This window comes from Bacteroides sp. Phil13, assembly GCF_001940965.1.
GTDB classification, from domain to species: Bacteria; Bacteroidota; Bacteroidia; order Bacteroidales; family Bacteroidaceae; genus Bacteroides; species Bacteroides intestinalis.
Window position 1 is genome coordinate 1 of sequence record NZ_MSHA01000009.1, and the last position, 25478, is coordinate 25478.

Consider the following 25478-nt stretch of genomic DNA (forward strand, 5'->3'; position numbering starts at 1 on the left):
GTCAATAAAAGTACTGATATAGTTTATCGGCAGGCGGAGTGTATGGGGCTTGCTGTCACCCGGAACGATATTTCTTTTGTACTGGGGGTTCAGGCTTTTGATTTCATCCATGTTGATGCCGCAGACATCGGCTATTTGCTCAAAATGCAGGTTACGGTTCACTTGTATGGTGTCTGTCGCGTCCGGAATATTGGTTTCCATGGGACAGATGTTGTGTTTACAGTAGTAAGTCATTACGTAGTTGGCGGCAATGAAGGCGGGTACGTATCCTCGTGTTTCTTTGGGCAGATAATTATAGATTTCCCAATAGTCCGTTTTGCCGCCTGCACGTCGAATGGCTTTGTTGATTGTTCCCGGGCCGCAGTTGTAGGCGGCAATCACCAGGTTCCAGTCTTGGTAGATGGCATACATGTCTTTGAGATAACGTGCGGCGGCCCAGGTAGCTTTAATCGGGTCGCGGCGTTCGTCCACCAGACTGTTGCTTTCCAGTCCGTATATTTTGCCTGTATTAAGCATGAACTGCCATAGTCCGGAAGCGCCTGCGCGGGATACGGCAGAGGGATTGAGGGCCGACTCGATAATAGGCAGATATTTCAGCTCCAACGGCAAGCCGTATGTGTCGAGGGCTTCTTCAAAAATGGGCATGTAGAAGTTGCAGGCGCTCAGCATGAAAGCCACCTGATTGCGGAGGCGTCCGGTGTACATGTCGATGAATTTGCGTACAATCTCGTTGTACGGCATTTCCATGACGGTCGGCATGCGTGAGAGCCGGTCGATGTATATGGAGTCGCTGAACTCAGGATTTACGATAGAGGTACTGCAATCCTTTCCCAAATCGATATAGTTTTTGGCTTTCCAGTCGTTGAGCAGACTGTCTACGGGGTAGGTCATGCTTTTGGGCAAGTCGATAACTTCCCGGCGTTCCGTCCCGTTGTCGTGAATGATTACGTCTACGCTTTCCTGGGCGTGTGCCTGTGGAACTGCGAGCAATATGCTGAACAGAAGTGAGGAACCTATGATTATTTTTCTCATGTATGCGGGTTTATTTGTCATGGATAAATCTGTTTTATTTGTTTCTTTAAAATCTGAAGCTGCATTGCAATCCAACGGAGCGGTTGGAAGAATTGCTTGTTTGGGTATTGATGACGGCGGGCTCTACCTTCATGCTGAGATCGGGGGTTATGTCGAAATTGGATAATTCGGCATCCACATAAGCGTCTATGACAGACAGCAGGTAGACTCCGATGAAAGCGAAGATACTTAGGTCGCGGTATCTGCGGTAAGTGTCTTTTCGCTTGCGCAGCAATTCTTTCAATTGGGTTTCGGAGATTGTATATCCGGGCGGCAACAGGTCGGTGATGCTGCTGGACTGCATATTGCCGTTCATTGCGTCTTTATAGGCGGTAGAGTAGTCCTTGTACATTTTGCTGTTCCATGTCAGGGCATAGGCGCAACCGGCAAATCCGCCGTAGAAGATGGGCAGTTTCCAATATTTCCGGTTGTAGATTTGCCCTCCTCCGGGGATCACAAGCGCCAGCCAGGTTGCTTTCGTGGGGTTGGGAATCCACATCTTCCTGTTTATCTCTTTATGCAGACTGTCGGTCGGCACTTCCTGTTCCTGCAGGGTGGGGGAAGAGGTCATTTCCAGCAATTTTTTCTTATTTTCGGCTGCAATGCTGTCGGCGGTGGCAATGCTGTCGGCGGGCGTAACAGCCTGATGCGGCATTGGTTTGTCCGTTGTCGGAGTCAGACTGTCGGCTTGCATCTGTACAGCCTTCCGCAGGGTATGGAGGGAGTCTGCCTGCAGCCTGTGTATCCTTTTGGAAGCGGCGCGCGGGCGGCTCTGACCATACATAGCAATCCCTGCCGTCTGTATGAAGCAGAGCAGCAGGGCGATACTGATTTGGTATATTTTTCTTCTTTTCGTCATTTATTTTTTCAGCGTATCAAGGATGCCGATGATACGTTCCAATTCTTCTTCGTTATTGAACGGGATACTGATTTTACCTTTGCCTTTCTCGGAGCAGGTCAGTTGCACTTTGGCGCTGAAGAAGCTGGAAAGTTGCTGCTTCAGCATGTTGAACTCTTCGGGCAGTTTGGAGCGTTTGGGCGCGATTTTTCGGCCGCCGCTTTTTATGGTTTCGCCTTCATTCAGGGACTTTACTATTTCCTCTACTTTGCGGACGGAATAGCCATGCTCCAGTATCTCTTCAAAAATCTTCACTTGCAGTTTGGGGTCGCCCAGCGTTATCAGGGCGCGGGCATGTCCCATGTCTATCTGTTTGTTCTGCAGGCCCATTTGGATGGGAGCCGGCAGTTTCAGCAGACGCAGGTAATTGGCGATGGTGGTGCGTTTCTTTCCTACGCGTTCGCTGAGGCGTTCTTGGGTGAGGCCGTATTCTTCCAGCAGGTGCTGATAGGCAAGCGCTATTTCTACGGAGTTCAGGTCTTCGCGCTGTATGTTTTCGATGAGTGCCATTTCCATGACATTCTCATCGTCGGCCGTACGGATGTAGGCAGGGATGCTTGTCAGCCCGGCTATTTGTGAGGCGCGGAAGCGACGTTCGCCGGCAATGATCTGATACTCATCGTCGGATAGCTTGCGCAGGGTGATGGGTTGGATGATACCAATTTCTGCAATAGACTCGGCAAGCTCCTGCAACGCTGTTGGGTCGAATTCGCGACGGGGCTGGTTAGGATTGACGGCAATCTTCGACAATTCTATTTCATTGATAGAAGAAGAGCCTTCGGTCTGCACCTCATCCATAGAGAGCAGGGCATCCAGCCCGCGTCCAAGTGCATTTCTTTTCTGTGCCATCTATTTCTTTACTGTTTTACGGTTATTACATTTGCCATGCGGGATATTACTTCTCGTTGTGGCTGATTAACTCTTTGGCCAGTGCGATGTGGTTTTTGGCTCCGGTGGAGTCCGCATCGTACAGGATTGTGGGAAGCCCGTAGCTGGGTGCTTCGCTCAGCTTTACATTGCGCTGGATGACGGTGCTGAATACCAGTTCCTGGAAATGGCGCTTCACTTCATCGTAAATCTGGTTGGCCTGGCGCAGGCGCGAGTCGTACATCGTCAGGAGGAAGCCTTCGATTTCGAGCGCGGGGTTCAGCTTGGACTTGATGATTTTAATGGTGTTCAGCAGTTTGCTGATACCTTCCAAAGCAAAGTATTCGGCTTGTACCGGGATGATGACCGAGTCGGCTGCCGTAAGCGCATTGATTGTGATCAACCCTAACGACGGAGAGCAGTCTATCAAGATATAGTCAAACTCTTCTTTCAGCGGGGCGAGCACTTCTTTCAGTATCTTTTCCCGGTTCTTGAGATTGAGCATTTCTATTTCGGCACCTACCAGATTGATGTGGGAGGAAATAACTTTCAATGTATCAATCTCTGTGTCGTGAATGGCATCCCGCACATTGGCGCGGTCTATAATACACTCGTAGATAGTACATTCTGCCTGCTTGATGTCTACGCCCAACCCGGATGAGGCATTTGCCTGGGGGTCTGCGTCTACAACAAGAACTTTCTTTTCAAGCGTGGCGAGAGAAGCTGCGAGGTTAATGGTCGTTGTTGTTTTTCCTACACCACCTTTTTGATTTGCCAAAGCAATTATTTTTCCCATAATTTCAATGTTTATTGGCAGCGAAATAAGTGATAATTCCGAATAGCACCTACTAAAAAGGAGAAAGATTGCAAAAACGGTTGAAAAGTCGCCTGTTTTGTTAATAACTCCCGGGTGGCTTATTCCGTTTTTTCAGTCTAAAAGCGTGTGCTTTAGGCTTTCTTTTCCTGATTAGTGAGCAAATATACGTATTTATCTTGAAATGAAGCAGATTTTTTGTCTCGCTTGCGGAAGATTAAGATTTCTAAAGCAATAATTGGGAGGTGGAAATTCCCCTTTCACTTGGTTTATTTATTGTTTACTTAAGATAAACTCCCGGTTTATTAGGAATAAACCGGGAGTTTATGCCTAATAAACCGGAAGTTTAATGGGAATAAACTGATGATGGACTGTGCGTAAAAAATCCGCTTGTTGTCGGTTGATCTCTATCCCGCATGAATAAAGGGATTGAAGGATGAGGAAAGCTGCTTATTGCTGTACCAGCGCTGATACGAATTCCCACGCGAAGTATCCGCATAAGATACATTTCAGCACTGTGCCGAACAGGAAACCAAACAAAGAACCCATTCCGGACTTTAATGCCTGGCGGGTTTCCTTGCCGCCGAGGAGTTCTCCGATAAACGCTCCTAAAAACGGGCCGAGGACAATGCCCCAGGGCATGAAGAACAGTCCGATGATTGTTCCTGCAAGGCATCCGCGCGTTCCCCAGCGTGTTCCTCCGCTATATTTGCTGCCCAGCATGGGGATGAAATAGTCGAGCACCTGTAAAATGATGACGAGCAGCAGCCATAGCAATAATTGGGTGGTGGAGTATTGCACCTTGTCGGTGAAATGCAACAGCAGTAATCCCGCATAAGCAACGGGAGGACCGGGTATTACGGGCAGGAAGCAGCCTGCCAGGCCGATGAGGAGACAGAGAATACCTATGATAATAAACAGAATGTCCATAGCGCCGATGTTTTTGGAAAAACGCCAAGTTTCTCCGTTTTGCGAGCAAAAATAATACTTATATGCTTTTACGAAGGAATTTATTGCGGGAAATCACTCTTCTTTTTCTTATTTTTGCAAAATGAAAAATGATTGTATGAACCAAATCCCCCAAATGAAACGCGTAGACTCGGTCGACGCTCTCAGAGGTTTTGCGGTAGTTGCCATTATGCTGCTGCATTTTGTGGAACATTTTATTTACGGTGTCTATCCGGAAGCGACATCCAAAACGGCAGAATTGCTCAATCAGAGTGTCTGGGACGCTCTGTTCTTCATTTTTGCCGGAAAGAGTTATACGGTTTTCGCTCTTCTTTTCGGATTCACGTTCATTGTCCAGCAGCGAAACCAAGAGGCTAAAGGCGGCGACTTCGGAGGACGTTTCGCATGGAGGCTGGTCATACTGATGTTTTTTGCCACCCTCAATGCTGCATTCTTTCCCGGAGGCGATGTGCTGCTGCTTTTTGCGATAATGGGGTTTGTTATGATTCCGTTGCGCAAACTTTCCCAAAGAAATCTTCTGCTCATTGCATCGCTGTTTTTGATTCAGCCGATTGAATTGCTGGAATGTTTCGGCATCGACTTTATACCCACATTGCTCAATGACACCTATTATCCTACGCTGAAAACTGTTACCGATTCGGGCAACTTTTGGGACATGATTGTGGCTAATGCAGGTATAGGGCAGTTGGCAAGTCTGTTTTGGGCTGTCGATACGGGACGGTTGTTGCAGGCCCCGGGACTTTTTATTTTGGGGATGATTCTTGCGCGGGGAGATTACTTTAGTCGTGGAGCAGGTTTTTGGGTGAAGACTTTTGTCGGGAGCTTCATTGCGAGTTTTCTGCTTTATGTTGCAAAGACTTCTGCTGCGGATGCTTTGCAGATCATCCTGACGATGTGGTACAATATGGCCTTTACCGGTATGCTCGTTTCTATGTTCGTGATATTGTATCAGAACGACGTGTTTGGCAGAATGACCGACGGACTGCGTTTTTATGGGCGGATGAGTCTCACGAACTACATCAGTCAGTCAATCATCGGAAGTCTGATATTCTTTCCCTACGCCTTAGGGCTGGCATCAACGTTGGGCATTGCATGGAGCTTCGTAGTGGGTCTGGGGGTAATGTCTGCTCAAATATGGTTCTGCCGCCGGTGGCTCAGGACGCATAGGCAAGGTCCGCTTGAGGCTGTGTGGCATCGTCTCACGTGGTTGAAGTAGGGTGGCTGCGGCAAAGGCGTGGCGTCTGCACCAGCCTGACTGTGTGGATGTTGGACAAGACAGGCTCCTCCGGGTTTTGTGCATCGGGAAAATTAGCGGGTAAAGGGTTGCCGGCTTCTTTCTTTTTCGCTAATTTTGTGAGCAATAAATTAAGTGATTGTCCGTATGAGTATCGTCGGCTGATAAATCGAGGATTTATCTCACTGCAAAGTGCATAGAGCCTCAGTGAGGGCATGATGCGGTTTCGACAGTATCCTTTTTCTTTGTAAGAAGAGAGAACACTCTGTGAGATTCTGTGTTGCCTGTGATGAAGACTTAATGGTATGAGTGCGGATAAAATCATAATAAAACAATTAGAAATATGGAAAATCAAAGGCCTTTAATATTGGTTTCCAATGATGACGGCATCATTGCGAAAGGAATTAGTGAGTTGATAAAGTTTCTCCGTCCGTTGGGCGAGATTGTGGTAATGGCGCCTGATGCACCCCGTTCGGGCAGTGCCTGTGCGCTGACTGTGACGGAGCCTATCCGCTATCAGTTGCTCCGTAAGGATGTGGGGCTGACGGTTTACAAATGTTCCGGCACGCCGACCGACTGTGTCAAACTGGCGTTTCATACAGTGCTCGACCGTAAACCCGACCTTGTTGTGGGCGGCATTAACCATGGTGACAACTCTTCTGTCAATGTGCATTATTCCGGTACAATGGGGGTCGTCATCGAAGGCTGCTTGAAAGGTGTGCCCTCTATCGGTTTTTCACTATGCAACCACGACCAGGATGCCGATTTTGAACCGGCAGGAACGTATATTCGTGAGATAGCCCGCCGGGTATTGGAAAAAGGATTGCCACCGTTGACTTGTCTCAATGTCAACTTTCCCGATACCAAAGAACTGAAAGGGGTGAGAGTCTGCGAACAGGCCAAAGGGCAATGGATCAATGAGTGGGAGAATTTCGCCCACAGAGGAGATGCGCACTATTATTGGCTGACCGGAGAATTTGAAGATGCTGAAACCGGTAATGAAAAGAGTGACCATTGGGCACTTGAAAACGGCTATGTGGCAATCACCCCGACCACCGTAGATGTAACTGCGTATGGATTGATAGATGAATTGAAAACGTGGTTCTAAGCGGGCTGCCGTTCAGACTGTACAGGATGTTTAAACATAAGCGCGTATGAAGTATTATTTGATTGTCGGCGAGGCTTCCGGTGATTTGCATGCGTCCCACCTGATGAGCGCTTTGCAGACGGAGGATCCGCAGGCGGAGTTCCGCTTTTTCGGCGGCGACTTAATGGCGGCGGTAGGCGGAACCTTGGTGAAGCATTATAAGGAATTGGCATATATGGGTTTCATTCCCGTCTTGCTGCACTTGCGCACTATTTTCGCCAATATGAAACGCTGTAAGGAGGATATCGTGGCCTGGCAACCGGATGTACTTATATTGGTGGACTATCCGGGCTTCAACCTGAATATAGCCAAGTTTATTCATGCTCGCACGCAAATTCCGGTATTTTATTATATCTCTCCCAAAATATGGGCATGGAAGGAGTATCGCATCAAGAACATCAAACGGGATATAGACGAGTTGTTCTCTATTCTTCCGTTTGAGGTGGAATTCTTTGAGGGCAAGCACCGGTATCCCATACATTATGTAGGTAATCCGACAATGGATGAGGTTACAGCCTTTCAGGCTGCTTGTTCGGAAACGCCGGATGAGTTCAGGCTGGCCAACGGCCTTTCTTCAAAACCTATTATCGCTTTGCTGGCGGGTAGCCGTAAACAGGAAATCAAAGATAATCTGCCGGATATGATCCGGGCGGCAGCTTCGTTCCCCGATTATCAGTTGGTGCTGGCGGGGGCTCCGGGCATTTCTCCGGAATATTACAAAGAATATGTCGGCAACTCGGATGTGAAGATAATCTTTAACCGCACTTATCCTTTACTCCGGCATGCGGAGGCTGCATTGGTCACCTCAGGTACTGCGACGCTGGAAACCGCTTTGTTCCGGGTGCCACAGGCAGTGTGCTATCATACGCCGATAGGGAAGGTGATTGCCTTTCTGAAGCGGCATGTCTTGAAAGTGAAGTATATCTCCCTGGTGAATCTCATTGCCGATCGGGAAGTTGTGAAAGAACTGGTTGCCGACACCATGACGGTGGAGCAGGTACGCGCGGAACTCCGGCGCATCCTTTATGATGGGGAATACCGCCGGCAGATGCTCTCCGGTTACGACTACATGGCGTCCCGCTTGGGCGAAGCGGGAGCACCCGGACGAGCTGCCAAAGAAATGGTGGCTTTGCTTGAGAAAAGTTTTAAAAAGTAGGATGATATTTAATTTCTTGTTAAAAGGGAAATGGCCGGTGCAGTAAATGCCCGGCTTTTGTATTTTCTATACAGAAACAAACGAAAGGACTTTGATTATGAGAAAACTACATTGGTTATTTATGGTAGTCTGCCTGGCTGTAATGCCGGCGCTGCAATCCTGTGATGACAACGACGGGTATTCAATCGGTGACTTCACCCCGCCGTTGTGGGCTACGGTGCGTGTCACCGGAAATGCTTTCTATCTGGACTGTGATGTGTGGGGAACGCTTTGGCCTGTAAATACGGATTTAGGATGGTACGAGCCTGTCGACGGAAAGCGTGTAATTACTATATTCAATCCTTTATCCGACGGGTTTGACGGATACGACCACGCTGTGAAGCTTTTGCGCCTATATGACGTATTGACTAAAGAGGTTGAAACCTTAACTCCTGAGACTGAGGAAGAATTCGGTAATGACCCTGTTGCGATATTCAAGGGAGATATCGGGATCAGTGGTGGGTATCTGAATATTGTATTCCAGCAGAACCTGCCTTCCGAAAAGAAACATCGTATCAGTCTGGTACGCTCGCAAGACGATGCGGAAGTGTACGGGGAGGATGGCTACATACATTTGGAACTCCGTTATAATAACTATGATGACCTGACCGGATTGCGCAGTCCAGGGGCGGTATCCTATAATCTGAATAGCCTGAATATTACCTCTGAAACGCAAGGTATCAAACTGAAGATTAATTCGGAAGTAAATGATGAAGTGGAGTTGGTATTTGACTTTAAGAACAGTGAGGATAATACAAAAAATATACAGGAACTTGATTTGTCGAAGATGCAGTTGAAATAGGTATTTCTTAATAGTAAGAGTGAAGGGCATAGAGGAAAGATATTCACATCAACCTCTATGCCCTTTTTTATGTCTTATCCGTTTGGTGATTCTTTATTAGATCATTGATAGTATATACAAATAGAATACAGCTGCTGGAATAGCCATTAGAGCGCTGTCAAAACGGTCGAGCATCCCACCATGTCCCGGAAGAATGTTGCCGGAGTCTTTTATGCCTAATTGGCGTTTCATCAGCGATTCGGTCAGGTCTCCCCAAGTGCCGAAGATAACCACAACAACGGCCAGGCCTGCCCATTGCCACATGGATATAAACGGGAAGAAGTGGGCGAAAACAAAGGATGAAGCAATGGAAAAAACTGCGCCACCTATGCTGCCTTCCCAAGACTTTTTAGGAGAGATACGCTCGAAGAGACGATGCTTGCCTATTAAGGACCCTACGCAATAGGCACCTGTGTCGCTCAACCAGATGAACACGAAGATAGAAAGGGGCAGGATGGGATTGTAGGTTACGCTGCTCGTTTCCGGTGAGTTCTGGAAAGCAAGTACGTTCAGCAATGCGAAAGGCAAGGCCACATATAACTGGCTTAGCATGGAGTATGCCCAATTGCCAATGGGATTTTTCTTTTTCAGATATAGTTCTGTGATCATTAAATAGAGCAACAGCCCCAAGTAGGGAAGAAATACACGCGCATCGATGGCTGATGTACAAAATCCCATGAGTGCAAGGAATAAATAGGCTCCGCCTAAAGCGGTAATCATTCTGTTGATACTGACTTCACCGCTCTTGTTTACCAAATGAGCAAATTCATGTACGCTCAATGCGGCGATGATAGTGAATAAGATTCCGAATGAGAGGGGGCTGTAAAGAATACAGCCCACCAATATGACTACAAATAATGCACCCGTAATCGCACGTTGTATGAAATTATTTTTCAAGGTGTTCTCGTTTTAATTTTTTGATTCGGTATTATCGGAGGCTTCTGTGTTACGGCTTTCTTCCTCTTTCACCTCTTTTTCTGCTTCTTCGGCTCTGGCGGCTTCTTGCTCTTCCGCTTCTTTCAGTTCTTTGGAAGTCTTGCTGGCGCTGATGATTTCTTCAGAGCGGGAAGCCCATGGGCGTTTGCCGAAAATAGCTTCCACATCTTCTGCAAAGATTACCTCTTTGTCGATCAACTGCTGGGCTAATTGGTTGTGGCCGTCTTTATTGTCGGAGAGAATCTTTTTGGCGCGTTCGTACTGTTCGTTTACCATGCGTTTCACTTCTTCATCAATCAGTTCGGCGGTCTTCTCGCTGTACGGGCGGTTGAAAGAATATTCTTCGTTGTTGTAGTAACAGAGATTCGGTAACTTGTCGCTCATGCCTAGGTAGGCAATCATGCCGTATGCTTGCTTGGTTACGCGTTCCAAGTCGTTCATTGCACCGGTTGAGATTCTTCCGAGGAATAAATCCTCTGCGGCGCGTCCACCCAAAGTGGCGCACATCTCATCCAACATTTGTTCCTTGGTCGTAATTTGGCGTTCTTCGGGGAGGTACCAAGCTGCACCTAAGGCTCGGCCGCGTGGAACGATTGTTACTTTAATCAGAGGATTGGCGTATTCCAATAACCAGGAAATGCTGGCGTGGCCTGCTTCGTGTATGGCGATGGAACGGCGTTCTTCTTCGGTAGTGATTTTAGTTTTCTTTTCCAAGCCGCCTACAATGCGGTCCACCGCATCCAAGAAGTCTTGCTTTTCTACAAACTTCTTTCCATGACGGGCAGCAATCAAGGCTGCTTCGTTGCACACATTGGCAATGTCGGCGCCGGAAAAACCGGGAGTCTGGCGGGCCAGCAGTTCCACATCCACCGTATTGTCTATCTTGATAGGACGCAGGTGCACACCGAATACTTCTTTGCGCTCGTTCACGTCCGGTAAGTCTACATGTATCTGACGGTCGAAGCGTCCGGCACGCAGCAATGCTTTGTCCAGAACGTCCACGCGGTTGGTTGCGGCAAGAATAATAACACCGCTGTTGGAACCGAAACCGTCCATTTCAGTTAATAACTGGTTCAAAGTGTTTTCGCGTTCGTCGTTACCACCCATTGCGGCAGCTTTGGCACGGGCACGTCCTACGGCATCAATTTCATCGATAAACACGATACAGGGTGCTTTTTCCTTTGCTTGGCGGAACAAGTCGCGCACACGGGATGCACCTACACCGACAAACATTTCTACGAAGTCAGAGCCGGCCAGTGAGAAGAACGGTACATTGGCTTCACCTGCCACAGCTTTGGCAAGCAGGGTTTTACCTGTTCCCGGAGGGCCTACAAGCAGCGCACCTTTGGGAATCTTACCACCCAGGTCTGTATATTTCTGCGGTTCTTTCAGGAACTCTACAATTTCTTCTACCTCTTGTTTGGCTTCGGCAAGTCCTGCTACATCCTTGAAAGTAACTTTAACAGGAGTTCCTTTTTCAAACAGTTGGGCGCGTGACTTACCGACATTGAATATGCCGCCACCGCCGCCACCGCCACCACCGCTCAGGCGGCGTGACATGAAAATCCAGAAACCAATCAGGAAAGCAATAGGTAGAATCTGCCACAGCACTACGCCGAAGTAGTTCCGCTTCTTTTCGTAATTGATGGAACCGTCGAAATGCTGTTCGTCTCTTTCTTTTTGCAGAAAGTCTCCCAGACTCTCGCGAGAGGGGGCTTCGGTAGTAATCATCGGATTCTTACCTACCCGGCTGGAGTCTGCCTGGAATACATTCTTCACATATTGCGGCTTAATATACGCTTCTACCGAGTTATCATCGTAACCGATGATTTTACTCATATAGCCGTTGCGTACATATTGCTGGAATTCGTCATAAGATATGTTCTTCGTACCTGTACTATTCTCGTTGGTCAGGTACAAGCCCAGAAGCATCATGGCTATGATCATATACAACCAGTTCAGGTTGAACTTGGGCATATTGACCTTATTGGGCTTTTTGTTAGCGTTATTATTATTGTCCATAGGGCTTATTAATCAATATCAGGTATTTTGGTTAATTTGGCGTCGGCCCAGAGATGCTCCAGGTTGTAGAAGTCTCTCGTTTCGGGCAGAAAAACGTGAACCAGTATGTCCGAGTAGTCCATTGCTACCCATTCAGCATTGCGCAATCCGTCTATCGCAAATGGTTTACTGTTGGCACCTTTGCGTGTAAATTCTCTTACGGATTCTACAATAGCGGTCACCTGGCTTGGGGAGTTTCCCTGGCAAATGACGAGATAATTGCAGATAGTATCGCCAATTTTAGAAAGATCTGCTATAACTATATTTTTTCCTTTTTTATCTTGTATACCTTCAGTTATTTGTTGAATGAGTTTCTTTGTTTCGTTCATTACTTATTATTAAAATTAAACAGTTGGCAAATATACGCTGAATTCTTGTATGAAACACCTAAAAGAGGAAAAGTCTTTTAATTTTTGATTTTTTTTAGGTATATATTTCTTTGGCATACGGCATCTTAGCAGAATTTAGAGAAAAAAAATACGCGAAATTGTTTTGGATTATCAAATTCTTTGTATCTTTGCAACCGCAAAACGGGAACGACCTGTTATTGGGCTATGGTGTAATGGTAACACTACAGATTCTGGTCCTGTCATTCCTGGTTCGAATCCAGGTAGCCCAACTCCCTTACAGCTTATTTAAGACAAAAACCCGCTAAAATCACAATTTAGCGGGTTTTTTTTGGCACTTTTTCGACCTGTCCGAATTTTTTAATGCGGTTATTCGGTGGGCGATTCGGTGGCGATACTCCCTAAAACTTCCCTCTTTCAGATTGCAGAAACGTTAAATAAAACTAAAGACAATGAAAGGGAAGAAGAACACGTTCTCGGCGAGGTTTTGGATGCGCCGCACGAGAACACAAGGAACCGTATCGCCACTGTTTTGCAGGGTTACCATTGCAGGACAAAGATACGAAATTAATGCGAACTTCTGCGCACCGTTGAAGGGCTGGGATGCCAAGGCACAACGCTTCAGCGGACGGACGGCAGAGGAAAAGGACGCGAACCGGATAATCAACGACCTGCGTATCAAGATTGAAGATACGCTCAGGCAGTTGCGCAAAAAAAACGCGGAAATCGATATCAAGAACTTCCGCATGACCTTCGAAGACGACAAAAGTGAGTACTCCACATTGACGGCTCTCTTTGAGTATCATCGCATTATCGACGGAAAGAGCCTCGAACCCTCCACGAACTTACTGTACGAAGTCACAGAAAGACTACTCCTGCGTTTCGTCAAAGTACGCTACAAACTTTCTGATTACAAGGTAGATGCCATCGACAAAGCCTTTGTAATGGAGTTCTACGCCTACCTCCAAGGATTCAAGAGGGAAGGGGCGGCAAGGTTGTGCACCGTGAACGGAGCGATGAAGCACATCCAGCGACTCAAGCGGGTGATGAATCTGGCGTTGCAGAACGATTGGATATCTACGAACCCGGTCTGCCTACTTCATGCCAAGAAGAATAAGGTGGAGCGGGGATTTCTGGACGAACAGGAACTGGAGAAAATAAAGAATGCTGTGTTGCAGCCATCCTATGCAGTGGTGCGCGATATGTTTCTCTTTGCCGTATATACCGGCATCTCCTATATAGATATGGTGAATATGACGCGGGAGAACATCACGATAGGGATAGACCGTTCACGATGGGTGCACTTTAACCGGCAGAAAACAGGTCTGCGCGTGTCGTTACCGCTGTTGCCTCCGGCGGAAGAGATACTGGACGGCTTCGATTGCTATCGTCCGGCAGGCGAGGAGGGGAGGAAGCTTTTCCCGATGTTGACCAACCAGGCCACAAACCGATGCCTTAAGGAGATAGCCCGGGTTGCGGGCGTGAAAAAGGATGTTACCTTCCATATGGCACGCCATACCTTCGCAACAACTATTGCATTAAAACATATCTATTTGTAATACAGATTATTATAAAGCATCTTTTAAAAAAGGGTAACGGATTAGCAACGTGCCTTTTTCCTATCTTTACCTAAAAGTACACCGTTTCAAATAACATTCATCAATTGGTGCAAATATACACAAATATTTAGAAAATGGCTATAATGACTATCATTTCTTAATTACTATTTTACGTATAAGAGTCTTTTCAAGCTAAATGTAGAAACTACAAAGAGAAGTTTTGAAGATTATTTCAGATTACTTGTCGGATAATTGCGTAACTTTGTAAATGCTTAGAATATTAGAATAGAATTTTCCTAAAAGAATAATATGAAACTAATACCTCTATATAAATTCTATAAACACAAATATGGAAGTGAATTACTTATAGACGTGATTGACATTGATACAATGAAAACGGATATTAGTCAGACTTCCACGTACTGTACATCGTTTTATAGTATTATCTTGTTTACGGATGGTGAGGAAGATATTGCTATAAACGACCATAAGCAGTGCATTAGAAAAGGGATGGTAGCATGTTCCCGTCCCGGTGATATTTGGACATGGTCGGCAGATTATAAACTAAAAGGCATACATTTACTGTTCGAAGAAGAGTTTCTACTGTCATTTTTCAATGACCCATTGTTCCTGAACAAATTTATTTTTTTACATCCCGACCGTCCATCTTCTTTCTTGTATCTTGGAAAAGACTTATTTGAAAGACTTGTTTATCTGTACAAGAATATGAAATCAGAAATTGATACCAATAGTTCAAATAAAGACCAACATTTATTAAGAGCAATGCTTTATGAAACACTTACATTAATGAACAGAGCAGAAAACATCACCACTACGATTAATACCGATACGGAAATTGCCGCACTCCGCTATATTTCAGCTTTTAAGAAATATGTGGATGAGAATTTTGATACACACACCGACGTAAAATATTATGCAAACACTCTATGCATTACACCCAATTATCTGAACAAGATAGTTAGTCAACATCTTGGTATATCTACCAAGCAATATATTTTAAATCGTGCAATCAATGAAGCAAAGCGTTTTCTTGTTTATACTTCTATGTCAATAACAGAGATTTCCGAAAAGCTTCATTTTAATACTACATCCTATTTTGTACGTCTTTTCCGTAAAAATGTGGGATGTACTCCCAGTCAATTTCGTGAACGTAATCGGCAATAGTCCCGAATAGTGAAATATACTTCCTGTTTTGTGAAACAGTTTTTTAAGTAACTCCCTTTACCTTTGCATCCATTATTCAACATGCAGATTATGTGTTATTTATCATTTATCTGTATTATTACAAACCTTTTAAAAAAGAAAAATATGGAACAACAAAAGGCAACTGCTGTATGGCAGTACAACAATGAGGAAGAGTGTCAGCTTGCTGAGTATATTATCGGATTGGAGAAAGAAGCGCTCGACAAATGGTTCAAAGGAGATACATCAGGATATGAAAATCTTTGGTCAAAACGTAGTTTTACTTATTTTGATGCAGTGGTTACTGAACGTGTCGATAATCATGCTACTATCGTTGAGTTCTTGAATACAATCAAAGGAAAACTTTTTGCTGATAGCTATGATTTCCGTAATGCCCGTGTGCAGTTAGGGCAAGACATGGCGGTTTTGACTTATCAGCTATTTGCCAAAACAAATCTTATCGACATGGAATATAATTGTATCGAGGTCTTTCAAAAAGAAACAAATGGAGAATGGCATGTTATTCATTCTACATGGTCATTTATCAGACCAATGGATAAAAAATTCGGAGTAGAAAAAGAAATTGTATAATTATAATGAACATAGAAGAATTTAGAGAGTTTTGTTTATCCTTACCCAACGTTACTGAAAAAATGCCCTTTGGGGCATTTCGTTGGGCAAAGGATATTCTTGCCTTTTATGTAAAAGGTAAGATGTTTTGTTTTTTAGACATAAATAAATTCGATAAGTGTACAATTAAATGTAACCCAATAGAAATTGATGAATTAAAAGCGAGATATAACGCAGTAGGTATGCCTTTTAATTCAAGTCTTAAATACTGGATTAGTATCCAATTTAATAATGATATATCAGACTATGAGATAAAAAGACTTTGTAAAGAATCACACCATTTAATTTATCTGAAAAATAAATCTAAAAATGGTAGTCAAAAATAGTATTTATTGCAAAATGAAACGATTATTAGAACAGAGATTTTTCCGCTTATTATCGGAATACTCGCAGCGTAAAGTTTATGTAACAGAGTTTACAGAAGCTATTGAGGAATTGGCTACCCATTTAGCCGATTTTAGTATCAACGAACAGGATTATAGCGTTTTACTTCGTTATTTCTCTTTTGGTTTGCATCGTCTTAAATCGTATCGTGTACGGTTTGAGCAAGAAAAAAATGCCCTACTTGCATTTAATTGATGAAGCAATAGAATTAATCAAAACAGAAATACGCATAGTGAATTTGCATATCAAATACCCCGAACAATTCGAGCAACACGCAAATAAGCTATTCCTTTCTCCTCTCCATTTAGCTGATAAAACAAGCCTTATCAATATCATGGAAATTGTCAGCGGTCTATTTCTTTCCCAGCGTATAATATATCAGAATGGCAAACCCGTTCATTTGACGGATTTAGGCAAAGCCTTTGAATGGCTTTTCAATATCAAGTTGGGTGATTACCATCAAAAGCACATGGATGTCATCAAGCGAAAACCAGCTAAACTAACAGAGTTCCTTAATCAACTGGCAAACCTTATTCGAAAAGAACACGAAAATAAAGGGTATAGATAATCAGGTGTTTAGCATCAATTTATACGGGGTAGCGTATGCTACCCTGTAATTTGTTTGCTTCCCTTTTCCGAACTTTGCTTCATCAATCGATTGGTAATCATTAGTGTATAATCTGAAAAATGAAGCAATATGTATGTAGATAATTACGAGTTCAAAGACTGGATGCAAAAGCTACTTGATAAACTGGATGAAGTAGGCAAAGATGTAAAGAGTTTGCAGACCAACCCCGAAGTGATGCCGAATGACAAACTTTTGGATAATCAGGATTTATGCCTGCTATTTAAAGTAAGTACACGGACATTGCAGAGATTGAGAAGCAAAAAACTGCTGCCCTTTATGATGATTAGCGGAAAAGCCTACTACCGGGCTTCCGATGTGCGTGAGTTCATAAAGGAACGGTTCGATGTGGGTACGCTCCGAAAGTTCGAGAAAGAACACGAAGCGAATAAGTAAAGCTGAAATTCATCCCGAAACTGTACACGTGGCAGTTCCGGGATGTTTTTTCTTTTGGCAAACCTCTACTTATTTCTCTGCCGATATTATCCCCTCTTCCTTATAAGATGCTTCAAACTGTTTGGTAAGCGCAATAATCTGTTGGTTCGTCTTTATCAGTTCAACAGTGTATTGTTCCAGTTTGTAAAGTAGGGCAAGCGCTTTCTTTTCCGCAAAATTAGAATGAATCTCTTTCACTGTTTGGTTATACAGTATGCCTATGCTCCTGAATTGTGAAAACAGTTGGGAAAGTTGAATGTAATAATTAACCTTGCTTTTATCAATCCTAAGCACCTTAAACGACTTCCCAAAGATACAGTTCTTAATGAAATGCGCCTTTACCTTGTAGCCTGACTGGTCGTAAAAAGCTAAGAACTTGGCGTTCTCCACATCGTCCAAATTCAGAGAATAACGGTGTGTTCGTGGGTCAAGTTTAGGCTTGCGCCCACCTTTGTTAAATGGCTTCTTTTTCTGTTCCATAATGATAATTATTTACTGGTTTTACGACTTCGGAGTAAAACTAACTACCTTTTAAGGTGGCAAGGTTTTAAGGCACAAAAAACGAAGTGCGTGCCTCAAAACACAACTTGCTATGTTCTAATGAACATAAAAATCTTCCCTACGGTCAGATTGGCAAAGCAAGCGGTTTAGCTTTTCTCTTGGTCTATTTATTAGTTGCAAAATTACAGACAGCAATTTACCCCTGAAATATACCCTGTTACGCCAAATGGGGACAGAAGCGGACAAAGTAACCCCATTTTTAAAAGCATCTGTTTTTACCCTTTTCTTTGCTGAAAATTGATTGAATGGTAGCAATGTATAAGGCAGTCAAACAAGGTTTGAATATGACTTTAAACCTTGTTTGAAAACCGTTTAGAAATATGGAAACACTGCTATAAAATTGGCTTGTTCCCTTTCAATCAGTATTAGAAATCAATCAAGCTATTTATCAACCATTAAAATTTGAAAGCATGGAAGAAGTAAAACAATCATTACAGGAAACAGCAAGCAAGGAACAGGACAGCTATAAATCGGTGTTCCTTAAAAAACGGTCGGTTTGCAACCGTCAAAGCGTGTACATAAGCGGAGAGATACAGAAACGTATCATGCAGATTGTAGGTGTGATTACGGGCAAACAGGTAAGCATCGGAAATTTCATTGATAACGTACTGGAAGAACATTTAAGTACGCACAATGATGTTCTTTCGGCTCTCTACCGGGAAGAAATGCAGAAAGGAATATTCAACCAGCCAAAAGAGAAAGACGTATGAATATCGTAACTATCGAGGAACAGACCTTTAAACAGGTGTGTGGGCGGTTCTCCGGTTTCGTCAGTCAGGTGGAACGGATTTGCAAAGAGAATACCCGTCAGCCGGATGAATGGCTGTCAGGTCGTGAAGTGTGTGCCCTGTTCGGTATCAGCATCCGAAGTTTGCAGAACTACCGGGACAGTGGTAAACTGGGCTACTCCCAAATCGGGAATAAGCTGTACTATAAATCTACCGATATTGAAAGACTGGTTGCAGAATGTACAGTAAACCATGTTTCAGGAAAGAAAAACGACTATATACCAACCAACAAATAAGCATCGCCTTATGAAAAGAAAACAAAATGTCAATTCAGAAGTAAACCAATCTTTCACCCTACCGGCTATTGTCGGTACATGGGAAAGTTTAAATCTTCACCCTACGGTAATGATATACCAAAGCAAGAAAAAGTATCTGCTTTCGATGCTCCATGTATCGGACAACGGACAGGCGCAACCAGCCACTTACGAGATACAGAAAGAAGATAGCCGTTACTTCATCGTTTCAGCCTTTAAACGGCTTTATATCGGCTACGACAAGGTGAAAGACAGTCTTTCCATTTCTTATTATGGCGAGTATTTGCGTAATTGACAGGTGATATATGTCAATCATTCAAACCAATTATAAATCAATAAAACGATGTAACAATATGGAACTGATAAACGGCAATAGTGAGATAATTAAGGATTTCTTTCAGTCTATGGAAAGAATGTTAGAGGGTATCGGTAAACTGGCAAAGGAAAGCAGACCGCATTTGAACGGTGAAAAGTTTCTAAGCAACCGGGAAGCATCCCAATATTTGAAAGTAAGCATCCGCACGCTGCAAGAATGGAGAGATACGGGTGTTATCCCTTACATTCAGATAAAAGGTAAAATAATCTACCGTCAAAGCGATATAGAACGGCTTTTGCAGACCTACTATAATAAAGAACGGCAGGAATAATCTGCTACCCTTAAAAACACATTTTTTTCCGAAACTGACTAAGAACATTAACTTTATCAGTGTAGTATTCCGTCTGTGCAAGCCTTTGGAAGAAAATACTACCCGGAGCGTAGCGCAGGTGTGGAGATTTTCTTTCAAACCCGTAGGGCTTGGGCTTGAACGGACGGAATGCGGAGCTTACCTTTGTTAATGTTTTATTCAGCTTCGGAAAAAGCAGGAAAGCCGGACAGTAAACCCAATACGGAAAATCGGCATCTTATTTCTTTTCAGGAAATATCTGTTTCACTTTCAACCAGTGGGGAAATTTCTTGTGCGCTATCTCCGAAGTAATGTCACTTTCAAGCACTTGGTATTTACCGCTTACTTGGGTAAAGAGTTTCTTCATGTCCTCGTTTACTTTCTGATTGGTGATTTTGGCGTATATCTGTGTCGTTTGAATAGAACTATGTCCCATGAGTTTGGAGAGCGTTTCTATCGGAACTCCCTGAGAGATACACGTTTGGGTCGCATAAGTATGGCGTGCCATGTGATAGGTCAGATTCCGTTCTATGCCGCATAACTTGGCTATTTCTTTCAGGTTAATACAGATATTGGAAAGGCTTATCATATTAAAAACCTTGTCCGTTTTTCGCTCGTCCTTGTACTTCTCAATAATCATCAAAGGAATACTTAACAGTTTGATGCTGCATACCGTCCCCGTCTTTTGGCGTGGTATCTTTATCCATGTGCTGCCGTCCTGTTCCGTTATCAGGTTATCAACCGACAAAGCGCACATATCCACATAAGACAGCCCCGTAAAAGACGAAAAGACAAACCAGTCCCTTGTGCGGTAATATCTTTTAGTCGCTATCGGGGTGGTGAGTATCTTCTGAAATTCATCTTCCGTCAAATGCCTGTACTTTTTCAAGGGCTGTTCCGCTACATAGTTCATAAATGGGTTACGCCTTAGTGTTCCCTGATTGATGGCACGGGTGATTATCTTCTTTAGTGAAATCATGTGCCCTAAAACGGTGCTTGCCTGCATCCGTTTTTCTACCCTCAAATAGAAATCAAAATCATTTATAAACTTATGTGTCAGGCTGATTAACGGCACGTCTTTCGTATTGTATTTCAGGCGGATAAAGTTAGACAGGTGTTTGAACGTCAGTAAATAGGAATAGTAAGTATCATAAACCCGGTTTACGCCTACACGCTTTTCAAATTCGGTGTTATGTTCCTCAAATAGCTGTAACAGGCTGGATGCCTTTTCACCTACACCGTTCAGGGCGTTCTTTACCCTTTCGGCTGTTACATACCCCTCTGTTTCCACTATCCGGGAATAGTGGGCTTTTACCTGTTTTTCCAAACGGTCAAGCGTCCGGTTTATCTCGGAAAGCTCCTTTCTTTCTTTTTTCGCCCGTCCTTTCTTTGCATCCCAATCAGGGGAAGAAAGATTTATTTTCGTGCTGAACTGTACGGAGTTCGCATCTACCGTTATACGTCCCACTATCGGGCAAGTGCCGTCTTTTCTACGTTTGGATGTGTTGAGATAAAACAAGACAGCAAAGGTGCTTCTTTTGGCTTTTATATTCTTTTCCATATTGATAGTTATTTAGTATGATGTATTTATTGCTCTATACTGACCAACCGGAATTTATCTTTTATCCGTTCTTCCAGTTTGTCGGTGTCCTCTGATATTTTGTCATTGCTGATTTTGGCGTATATCTGTGTGGAACGTAAATCCCTGTGTCCTAACATGCGGCTGACAGTTTCTATCGGTACTCCTTGCGACAGGCAAATTTCGGATGCGTAGGTATGTCTTCCGGCATGGAAGATGAGTTTCCGTTTCAGTCCGCATAACTTGGCGATAACTTTCAGGTTCTTGTTCAACCTGCCGCAACTTTGCATCGGTAGCAGTTTGCCGTCAGGGGCTAAGCCCTTGTATTTGTCAAGGATTTGCAGGGGAATTTCCATCAGGGGGATTTCACAAGGCGTTCCGGTTTTCTGCCGGGTAGTTTCTATCCATAATGCACCATCCGAAGCCCTTACAATATTTCTTGCCGTGAGGTTGCAAATATCCCTGTACGCCAAACCTGTAAAGACAGAAAACAAAAACATGTCACGGGTTAAGTACCTGCAAGGGTGGTCTAAGGGTGTAATCATTATCTTTTCCAGTTCGTCACGTGTCAGGTATTTCTGTTCGGCTTTCGGTCTTTCAGGTGAATAGCCCTCGAAAGGGTCACGGGTTATAATCCCCTCGCCAATGGCAAGTTTTATCATTTTGCGGAAATGGCGCATGATGCCCAATATCGTGTTGGGCTTCAATTTCAGTTCCACACGCAGATAAAAATCGTATTTCTCGATGAAAGAGAAATCAAGCTGTGTAAATGGAATATCCGACAGCTTGCATTTGAGCGACATAAACCGTTTAAGATGGTTCAGTGAGTTTTCATACTGTACCTGTGTGGATAACTCACGGTTTACGCCTACACGCTTCTTAAACTCTTCATTGTGGCGTGCAAAGTATCTGATTAGTGTTTCCTGCCCGGCTGCGATGCCCTGAAAAGCGTTTTTCACCTCGCTTGCGGTGATAGTGTTCTTTTCTTCCTGCAACTTGCGGTAACTCGTGTTTATTGCCACATTTATTTTATCCAGTGTGGTGTTTACTTCCGATGCGTGTTTACTCTTGCCTGTTACCCTGCCCGAAACAATATCCCAAAGGGATGCTTTGGCGGTAACTTTTGCACTAAACTGCGCAACATCTTTTCCGATGGTGATTTTTCCTATAACGGGACACTCACCGTTTTTCTTTTCATCGGTCTTTCTTAAATAGAAATGCACTTTCAAACCTGTTTTCATATCTCTGTTTTTTAAGTTGATAAAATTACTTCCAACAGAGTTATTTGAAATGATGCAATACACTGACAAACAGACCATTCAAAGGTCTAATAAGGACAGCAGAAAGAGAGAAACGAGCCGATTTGCAGAAATCCGTCCTAATTCCTTGTTTTTCTGCCTGTTGCCGACCTCTAAAAAGGGTAACGGATAAGCAACGGAACTACTGCCTGAATACATTCTTTTTTTCTTTTTCAAGGAAAGACAGCTAACGACTACAAACGACAAACATACATGATTATCTGCGCTTTACGTCTTATTGCTAATGATTACCTTTTCTGTATATACTTTCGCAGCTACCATCACCCTGCAACATGGAATCCCGATTGAAACGGTGTCGAAGATGCTGGGGCATGCCAGTCTCACCACGACGCAAATCTATGCCAAGGTGCTGGATAAAAAGGTAATGGACGATATGTCGGTCTTGAAAGAGGCGTACGCCAAGAAAGAATCTCTCAAAAAAGCAAGTAATCAATAACTTAATATGTAAATCATGAAGAAGAAACTCATTGAACAGAATGCGCTGGATGCAGCCGAACGATTGACGGAGATGGACGGAAAGGAGTATCTGCGCAGTGCGGATGTAACGCGGATTTTCAGCATCAGCAATTCCACGCTGAAGCTGATGCGGGCAAATGGTACGCTGCCTTGTTATCGGTTTGGGAAGACGTATCTGTATAAGAAAGAAGAGATCGAGGCGTGTCTCGTGAAACTCATAGCGGAAAGGGGGTAGTCATGGTAGATGAAAAGAGATTGCATGAGGACTTGGCCAGGCTGTTGCAAAGGCTGAGGGTGCTTGAACAGGAGTGTGAAGAGAAGCGGAAGAAGTACAAGGAGAAAGACTGTGTGTATCTGGAAGGCGTGTATAGCGGCGAACAGAGCGGTTTCTTCTGCGCGGCTGAAATGCTGGATACCGTATTGCTTTGTAACGGTATAAAGAGAGAGGGGGCGGAAGATGGCGAAACAAGGCTTTAGTTACTACAAGGCGGAAACCGACCGCTTTCAGGACATCAAGATCAAGCGACTGAAGAAACGCTACCACTGCACCGGCTACGCCGTGTATCAGTATGTGCTGAATGAGATTTACCGAGTGCGGGGGTACTTCCTGCAGTTTACCGAAGATCACCTGTTCGATGTGTCGGAGTACTGGGACATCGATGAAGAAGAGGTGACGGCCATTATCGGATACTGTGCCGAAATCGGGCTGTTCAATGCGCAGTTGTGGCAGGAAAAAGGAGTGCTGACCGGGCGGAGCATTCAGGCGCGGTACATCGACATCTGCAAGGTGTGCAAGAAGGCGGCGGTGATTGAAGAAGGTCTGCGCTTGGTACCCGCCGAGCAGGTGGCTCCGGCTCCGCCTCCGCTGCCTTCGCTTTTCCCCGGAGAAGAGTTTCCGGCGATGCGGATTGTTCCCGGGAGAATGGCCGCGAAAGCGGAAGGCGGAAGTGAGGCGGCGGCGTCGCCTCAAGAAGAAACGCCACGGCGGGCGGCGGTGGCAGTTGCCGAAGAAACACCGCCTCAGGGTATTGGCACCGCTGTTTTGGCAGAGTTGGAGGCGGCAGAAGCGAGGGACGTTTCGGAAGGTTTCCAGAAATTTCCGGAAACTTCCGGAAAAACTCCGGAAGAATCCGACAAAGTTATTAATACTAAGCTAAGTGAAACTAAACCCTCCTCTGACTCCCCCCATGAGGAGGCGGACGGGGCTTCGCTCTCCAGGAACAGGAAACGGCTTCGCCTGTTGTTGCAGTCCGTTGGCTGCATCGAGCAGGATTGGCGGTGGATATGCACCGTAGAGGGCATAGAGGCGGAGGCGTCTCCGGTGTGGCAACTGGTGGAAGAGCTGAAGGCGAGCGGCGGACGGCATACGTTCGGCGGCTACGTGATGCCCTCGCTGCGCTCGCTGGTGGCGGCGGGAAGGCTGCGGATCAGGCCTCAGACGGTGGACACCGGAGCGGAACTGCGGCGGTTGCTGAAGGAGGTGAAGGTGTCCAGCTACGATATCGAGCGGGTGCTGAAAGCGGCGGCGGGGCTGGAATCGGTGCTGCAAGAGGCGATTTCGGAGGTGCGGCGGAGCAAAGGCAAGATAACTATGCCCGGCAAGTATCTGATGGCGCAGCTTAGGAAAGCGAAGCCTGCGGAGGCGTCGTGACGGAGAAGAGAACCCGGAGTGACGGGAAGAAAATCCGGAGTGATGGAGAAGGCCGGGCGAAGCGTGACGAAACCTTTGACGAGCCTTTGACGAACCAAACGCTTTTTTCTCGTCAAACGTCGTGGAATACCAGAGAAAAACGAGGCTACAGCGTGCTGTAGCTTGATGATGCGTTGACGAATGACATTCGCCATTGAGGATGATTTATTGAAAATCGACCCGCCGGAGCCAAAGGCAAAGGTGGTGAAAAACGTTGTATTATGGAACAGAATCAAACGAAAGCGGCCGCCTGCGATGGCTGCAAGTATTACCCCCGTAAGATGCGCCGGGGCTGGTGTGTAGCGCATGAGGTGACGGCATGCGGCGTGAAGATTGAACGCTTCGGCGTGAGGTGCGCCACGTATGCGGAGGCTTTCAGCCGGGCAGAACGGATGAACAGGGAGGAGGTGGCTCATGAGCAGTGAGAAGGTATCGACACTCACCATCAGGTTGACGGCGGAGGAAGCCGCCCAGCTGGATGCGCTGAAGGCGCTGACGGGCAGGGCAACGGGAAGCGAGGCGTTGAAGTACGTGATGCGGGAGTATCCGAGGTTCGTAGAACACTACAAGCAGGACGTAGCGAAGCAGCAGCAGGCGCAGCGGGATGCGGCGGAGATGCGGCGGGCGGTGTGCGTTTATGTGGAGGCGTTGCGGCGGTTGGAAGCGGTGGCGTTGCGGGAATAACGGTGCTTTCCGGTAGGGGTGATAGCAACTGTTCCGGAGATATCGCCTTGGAACCTGGTAAAGTTGATAGCATTTTCTTTCCGGGAAGAGTTGCCGGCTGCCGGAGATTGATAGCAATATCTTGCTCAGCTTCGTTGATGACGTCAGGATCCTCCGGCTGCAGAGATAGCAATATTGCTTCAGGAAGATCTTATCGACGGAAGGAATTGCTCTCAGTTCTGCGGATGGTACCGGAAGTGTTCCCCTGCGGCCGGAGGGGCAGTGGT

32 protein-coding genes and 1 tRNA gene are annotated in these 25478 nt (G+C 45.2%); 22 read left to right on the forward strand and 11 right to left on the reverse strand.

The window, feature by feature from the left end:
* The 5 genes from BWI44_RS01030 to BWI44_RS01050 all read right to left on the reverse strand — a co-directional run.
* On the reverse strand, positions 1-1032 hold a 1032-nt coding region (locus BWI44_RS01030; protein ID WP_286810462.1), incomplete at its 3' end, for a lytic transglycosylase domain-containing protein.
* 46 nt (positions 1033-1078) lie between these two features.
* Complete coding sequence (locus tag BWI44_RS01035) at positions 1079-1930, reverse strand: DUF5683 domain-containing protein (RefSeq protein WP_286810464.1); 852 nt, start codon at positions 1928-1930, stop codon at positions 1079-1081.
* Positions 1931-2818, reverse strand: coding sequence for a ParB/RepB/Spo0J family partition protein (locus BWI44_RS01040; protein ID WP_286810467.1), 888 nt, complete (start codon positions 2816-2818; stop codon positions 1931-1933).
* 46 nt (positions 2819-2864) lie between these two features.
* A complete protein-coding gene (locus BWI44_RS01045; RefSeq protein WP_004289088.1) occupies positions 2865-3632 on the reverse strand; it encodes a ParA family protein in 768 nt (255 codons plus the stop codon).
* Between the two features lie 468 nt (positions 3633-4100).
* The gene (locus BWI44_RS01050) at positions 4101-4580 is read right to left on the reverse strand and encodes a DUF456 domain-containing protein (RefSeq protein WP_118363985.1); all 480 of its coding nucleotides are present in this window, start codon (positions 4578-4580) and stop codon (positions 4101-4103) included.
* Positions 4581-4734: 154 nt separating this feature from the next.
* On the opposite strand from BWI44_RS01050, the gene BWI44_RS01055 reads away from it, so the two are divergent.
* From BWI44_RS01055 to BWI44_RS01070, 4 genes are all read left to right on the forward strand, one after another.
* A complete protein-coding gene (locus tag BWI44_RS01055; protein WP_244999119.1) occupies positions 4735-5835 on the forward strand; it encodes a DUF418 domain-containing protein in 1101 nt (366 codons plus the stop codon).
* 361 nt (positions 5836-6196) lie between these two features.
* Entirely contained in the window at positions 6197-6961 is a 765-nt protein-coding gene (gene surE / locus BWI44_RS01060; RefSeq protein WP_195553466.1) for a 5'/3'-nucleotidase SurE, read from the forward strand.
* A 46-nt stretch (positions 6962-7007) separates the two neighbouring features.
* The gene (gene lpxB, locus BWI44_RS01065) at positions 7008-8156 is read left to right on the forward strand and encodes a lipid-A-disaccharide synthase (RefSeq protein ID WP_286810474.1); all 1149 of its coding nucleotides are present in this window, start codon (positions 7008-7010) and stop codon (positions 8154-8156) included.
* A gap of 97 nt (positions 8157-8253) precedes the next feature.
* Complete coding sequence (locus BWI44_RS01070; protein ID WP_039953193.1) at positions 8254-8997, forward strand: NigD1/NigD2 family lipoprotein; 744 nt, start codon at positions 8254-8256, stop codon at positions 8995-8997.
* A gap of 96 nt (positions 8998-9093) precedes the next feature.
* Here BWI44_RS01070 and BWI44_RS01075 read toward each other — a convergent pair whose 3' ends face one another.
* The 3 genes from BWI44_RS01075 to rsfS are packed head-to-tail and all read right to left on the reverse strand — an operon-like array spanning position 9094 to position 12362.
* On the reverse strand, positions 9094-9933 hold the full coding sequence (locus tag BWI44_RS01075) for a phosphatidate cytidylyltransferase (RefSeq protein WP_004293757.1): 840 nt from the start codon (positions 9931-9933) through the stop codon (positions 9094-9096).
* A 12-nt stretch (positions 9934-9945) separates the two neighbouring features.
* A complete protein-coding gene (ftsH, locus tag BWI44_RS01080; protein ID WP_286810479.1) occupies positions 9946-11994 on the reverse strand; it encodes an ATP-dependent zinc metalloprotease FtsH in 2049 nt (682 codons plus the stop codon).
* Positions 11995-12002: 8 nt separating this feature from the next.
* Positions 12003-12362: a ribosome silencing factor gene (rsfS, locus tag BWI44_RS01085; RefSeq protein ID WP_022392711.1), complete on the reverse strand. Its 360-nt coding sequence runs from the start codon at positions 12360-12362 to the stop codon at positions 12003-12005.
* 219 nt (positions 12363-12581) lie between these two features.
* Between rsfS and BWI44_RS01090 the strand changes: the two genes are divergently transcribed.
* From BWI44_RS01090 to BWI44_RS01125, 8 genes are all read left to right on the forward strand, one after another.
* A tRNA-Gln gene (locus BWI44_RS01090) sits at positions 12582-12652 on the forward strand.
* Between the two features lie 219 nt (positions 12653-12871).
* On the forward strand, positions 12872-13939 hold the full coding sequence (locus BWI44_RS01095; RefSeq protein WP_229036239.1) for a site-specific integrase: 1068 nt from the start codon (positions 12872-12874) through the stop codon (positions 13937-13939).
* A 309-nt stretch (positions 13940-14248) separates the two neighbouring features.
* A complete protein-coding gene (locus BWI44_RS01100) occupies positions 14249-15124 on the forward strand; it encodes a helix-turn-helix domain-containing protein (protein WP_195209802.1) in 876 nt (291 codons plus the stop codon).
* A 144-nt stretch (positions 15125-15268) separates the two neighbouring features.
* Positions 15269-15733 (forward strand): DUF4440 domain-containing protein, encoded by a 465-nt coding sequence (locus BWI44_RS01105; protein ID WP_044192541.1) that lies wholly within the window; start codon positions 15269-15271, stop codon positions 15731-15733.
* Positions 15734-15738: 5 nt separating this feature from the next.
* Positions 15739-16098, forward strand: coding sequence for an MmcQ/YjbR family DNA-binding protein (locus tag BWI44_RS01110; protein WP_028728304.1), 360 nt, complete (start codon positions 15739-15741; stop codon positions 16096-16098).
* A 13-nt stretch (positions 16099-16111) separates the two neighbouring features.
* Positions 16112-16351 (forward strand): hypothetical protein, encoded by a 240-nt coding sequence (locus tag BWI44_RS01115; RefSeq protein WP_028728303.1) that lies wholly within the window; start codon positions 16112-16114, stop codon positions 16349-16351.
* Positions 16305-16724: an RteC domain-containing protein gene (locus BWI44_RS01120; protein WP_195209803.1), complete on the forward strand. Its 420-nt coding sequence runs from the start codon at positions 16305-16307 to the stop codon at positions 16722-16724. The genes BWI44_RS01115 and BWI44_RS01120 overlap by 47 nt, the downstream gene beginning before the upstream one ends.
* 129 nt (positions 16725-16853) lie before the next feature.
* Positions 16854-17177 carry a helix-turn-helix domain-containing protein gene (locus BWI44_RS01125; RefSeq protein WP_195209804.1) on the forward strand — a complete coding sequence of 108 codons (324 nt, stop codon included), beginning with the start codon at positions 16854-16856 and terminating at the stop codon, positions 17175-17177.
* A gap of 69 nt (positions 17178-17246) precedes the next feature.
* On the opposite strand, the gene mobA is transcribed toward BWI44_RS01125, so the two are convergent.
* Positions 17247-17696, reverse strand: coding sequence for a conjugal transfer protein MobA (mobA, locus tag BWI44_RS01130; protein ID WP_195209805.1), 450 nt, complete (start codon positions 17694-17696; stop codon positions 17247-17249).
* 491 nt (positions 17697-18187) lie between these two features.
* Here mobA and BWI44_RS01135 point away from each other — a divergent pair, with 491 nt between their 5' ends.
* From BWI44_RS01135 to BWI44_RS01150, 4 genes are read left to right on the forward strand one after another with little or no spacing between them, the layout of a single operon-like run.
* Complete coding sequence (locus BWI44_RS01135) at positions 18188-18487, forward strand: DUF3408 domain-containing protein (RefSeq protein ID WP_195209806.1); 300 nt, start codon at positions 18188-18190, stop codon at positions 18485-18487.
* On the forward strand, positions 18484-18801 hold the full coding sequence (locus BWI44_RS01140) for a helix-turn-helix domain-containing protein (RefSeq protein WP_195209807.1): 318 nt from the start codon (positions 18484-18486) through the stop codon (positions 18799-18801). The genes BWI44_RS01135 and BWI44_RS01140 overlap by 4 nt, the downstream gene beginning before the upstream one ends.
* Before the next feature lie 10 nt (positions 18802-18811).
* On the forward strand, positions 18812-19114 hold the full coding sequence (locus tag BWI44_RS01145) for a DUF3876 domain-containing protein (RefSeq protein ID WP_195209808.1): 303 nt from the start codon (positions 18812-18814) through the stop codon (positions 19112-19114).
* 58 nt (positions 19115-19172) lie between these two features.
* Positions 19173-19466: a helix-turn-helix domain-containing protein gene (locus tag BWI44_RS01150; protein WP_195209809.1), complete on the forward strand. Its 294-nt coding sequence runs from the start codon at positions 19173-19175 to the stop codon at positions 19464-19466.
* A gap of 256 nt (positions 19467-19722) precedes the next feature.
* Here BWI44_RS01150 and BWI44_RS01155 read toward each other — a convergent pair whose 3' ends face one another.
* A complete protein-coding gene (locus BWI44_RS01155) occupies positions 19723-21045 on the reverse strand; it encodes a site-specific integrase (RefSeq protein ID WP_286810492.1) in 1323 nt (440 codons plus the stop codon).
* A gap of 26 nt (positions 21046-21071) precedes the next feature.
* A complete protein-coding gene (locus BWI44_RS01160; protein WP_195209811.1) occupies positions 21072-22304 on the reverse strand; it encodes a site-specific integrase in 1233 nt (410 codons plus the stop codon).
* A gap of 301 nt (positions 22305-22605) precedes the next feature.
* Here BWI44_RS01160 and BWI44_RS01165 point away from each other — a divergent pair, with 301 nt between their 5' ends.
* The 6 genes from BWI44_RS01165 to BWI44_RS01190 all read left to right on the forward strand — a co-directional run bounded on the left by BWI44_RS01165 (position 22606) and on the right by BWI44_RS01190 (position 25212).
* On the forward strand, positions 22606-22818 hold the full coding sequence (locus BWI44_RS01165) for a tyrosine-type recombinase/integrase (protein WP_195209812.1): 213 nt from the start codon (positions 22606-22608) through the stop codon (positions 22816-22818).
* Between the two features lie 15 nt (positions 22819-22833).
* Positions 22834-23073 (forward strand): helix-turn-helix transcriptional regulator, encoded by a 240-nt coding sequence (locus BWI44_RS01170; RefSeq protein ID WP_195209813.1) that lies wholly within the window; start codon positions 22834-22836, stop codon positions 23071-23073.
* Complete coding sequence (locus BWI44_RS01175) at positions 23040-23315, forward strand: hypothetical protein (protein WP_286810494.1); 276 nt, start codon at positions 23040-23042, stop codon at positions 23313-23315. The genes BWI44_RS01170 and BWI44_RS01175 overlap by 34 nt, the downstream gene beginning before the upstream one ends.
* Entirely contained in the window at positions 23296-24489 is a 1194-nt protein-coding gene (locus tag BWI44_RS01180; protein WP_229036240.1) for a DUF4373 domain-containing protein, read from the forward strand. The genes BWI44_RS01175 and BWI44_RS01180 overlap by 20 nt, the downstream gene beginning before the upstream one ends.
* A 260-nt stretch (positions 24490-24749) precedes the next feature.
* Positions 24750-24953, forward strand: a complete 204-nt coding sequence (locus BWI44_RS01185; RefSeq protein ID WP_195209815.1) for a hypothetical protein — start codon at positions 24750-24752, stop codon at positions 24951-24953.
* Entirely contained in the window at positions 24943-25212 is a 270-nt protein-coding gene (locus tag BWI44_RS01190; protein WP_286810498.1) for a hypothetical protein, read from the forward strand. The genes BWI44_RS01185 and BWI44_RS01190 overlap by 11 nt, the downstream gene beginning before the upstream one ends.
* Positions 25213-25478: the final 266 nt, after the last annotated feature.

What these genes read in the sequence shown, in the direction of transcription:
- BWI44_RS01045 (WP_004289088.1), bottom strand. Translation starts at nt 3,632, where the DNA reads ATGGGAAAAATAATTGCTTTGGCAAATCAAAAAGGTGGTGTAGGAAAA.
- rsfS (WP_022392711.1), bottom strand. Translation starts at nt 12,362, where the DNA reads ATGAACGAAACAAAGAAACTCATTCAACAAATAACTGAAGGTATACAA.
- BWI44_RS01070 (WP_039953193.1), top strand. Translation starts at nt 8,254, where the DNA reads ATGAGAAAACTACATTGGTTATTTATGGTAGTCTGCCTGGCTGTAATG.
- BWI44_RS01170 (WP_195209813.1), top strand. Translation starts at nt 22,834, where the DNA reads ATGAAGAAGAAACTCATTGAACAGAATGCGCTGGATGCAGCCGAACGA.
- BWI44_RS01100 (WP_195209802.1), top strand. Translation starts at nt 14,249, where the DNA reads ATGAAACTAATACCTCTATATAAATTCTATAAACACAAATATGGAAGT.
- BWI44_RS01185 (WP_195209815.1), top strand. Translation starts at nt 24,750, where the DNA reads ATGGAACAGAATCAAACGAAAGCGGCCGCCTGCGATGGCTGCAAGTAT.
- BWI44_RS01180 (WP_229036240.1), top strand. Translation starts at nt 23,296, where the DNA reads ATGGCGAAACAAGGCTTTAGTTACTACAAGGCGGAAACCGACCGCTTT.
- BWI44_RS01150 (WP_195209809.1), top strand. Translation starts at nt 19,173, where the DNA reads ATGGAACTGATAAACGGCAATAGTGAGATAATTAAGGATTTCTTTCAG.
- BWI44_RS01040 (WP_286810467.1), bottom strand. Translation starts at nt 2,818, where the DNA reads ATGGCACAGAAAAGAAATGCACTTGGACGCGGGCTGGATGCCCTGCTC.
- mobA (WP_195209805.1), bottom strand. Translation starts at nt 17,696, where the DNA reads ATGGAACAGAAAAAGAAGCCATTTAACAAAGGTGGGCGCAAGCCTAAA.
- BWI44_RS01035 (WP_286810464.1), bottom strand. Translation starts at nt 1,930, where the DNA reads ATGACGAAAAGAAGAAAAATATACCAAATCAGTATCGCCCTGCTGCTC.
- BWI44_RS01165 (WP_195209812.1), top strand. Translation starts at nt 22,606, where the DNA reads ATGATTACCTTTTCTGTATATACTTTCGCAGCTACCATCACCCTGCAA.
- BWI44_RS01110 (WP_028728304.1), top strand. Translation starts at nt 15,739, where the DNA reads ATGAACATAGAAGAATTTAGAGAGTTTTGTTTATCCTTACCCAACGTT.
- lpxB (WP_286810474.1), top strand. Translation starts at nt 7,008, where the DNA reads ATGAAGTATTATTTGATTGTCGGCGAGGCTTCCGGTGATTTGCATGCG.
- BWI44_RS01135 (WP_195209806.1), top strand. Translation starts at nt 18,188, where the DNA reads ATGGAAGAAGTAAAACAATCATTACAGGAAACAGCAAGCAAGGAACAG.
- ftsH (WP_286810479.1), bottom strand. Translation starts at nt 11,994, where the DNA reads ATGGACAATAATAATAACGCTAACAAAAAGCCCAATAAGGTCAATATG.
- BWI44_RS01115 (WP_028728303.1), top strand. Translation starts at nt 16,112, where the DNA reads ATGAAACGATTATTAGAACAGAGATTTTTCCGCTTATTATCGGAATAC.
- surE (WP_195553466.1), top strand. Translation starts at nt 6,197, where the DNA reads ATGGAAAATCAAAGGCCTTTAATATTGGTTTCCAATGATGACGGCATC.
- BWI44_RS01140 (WP_195209807.1), top strand. Translation starts at nt 18,484, where the DNA reads ATGAATATCGTAACTATCGAGGAACAGACCTTTAAACAGGTGTGTGGG.
- BWI44_RS01105 (WP_044192541.1), top strand. Translation starts at nt 15,269, where the DNA reads ATGGAACAACAAAAGGCAACTGCTGTATGGCAGTACAACAATGAGGAA.
- BWI44_RS01160 (WP_195209811.1), bottom strand. Translation starts at nt 22,304, where the DNA reads ATGAAAACAGGTTTGAAAGTGCATTTCTATTTAAGAAAGACCGATGAA.
- BWI44_RS01190 (WP_286810498.1), top strand. Translation starts at nt 24,943, where the DNA reads ATGAGCAGTGAGAAGGTATCGACACTCACCATCAGGTTGACGGCGGAG.
- BWI44_RS01095 (WP_229036239.1), top strand. Translation starts at nt 12,872, where the DNA reads ATGCGCCGCACGAGAACACAAGGAACCGTATCGCCACTGTTTTGCAGG.
- BWI44_RS01145 (WP_195209808.1), top strand. Translation starts at nt 18,812, where the DNA reads ATGAAAAGAAAACAAAATGTCAATTCAGAAGTAAACCAATCTTTCACC.
- BWI44_RS01125 (WP_195209804.1), top strand. Translation starts at nt 16,854, where the DNA reads ATGTATGTAGATAATTACGAGTTCAAAGACTGGATGCAAAAGCTACTT.
- BWI44_RS01050 (WP_118363985.1), bottom strand. Translation starts at nt 4,580, where the DNA reads ATGGACATTCTGTTTATTATCATAGGTATTCTCTGTCTCCTCATCGGC.
- BWI44_RS01155 (WP_286810492.1), bottom strand. Translation starts at nt 21,045, where the DNA reads ATGGAAAAGAATATAAAAGCCAAAAGAAGCACCTTTGCTGTCTTGTTT.
- BWI44_RS01055 (WP_244999119.1), top strand. Translation starts at nt 4,735, where the DNA reads ATGAAACGCGTAGACTCGGTCGACGCTCTCAGAGGTTTTGCGGTAGTT.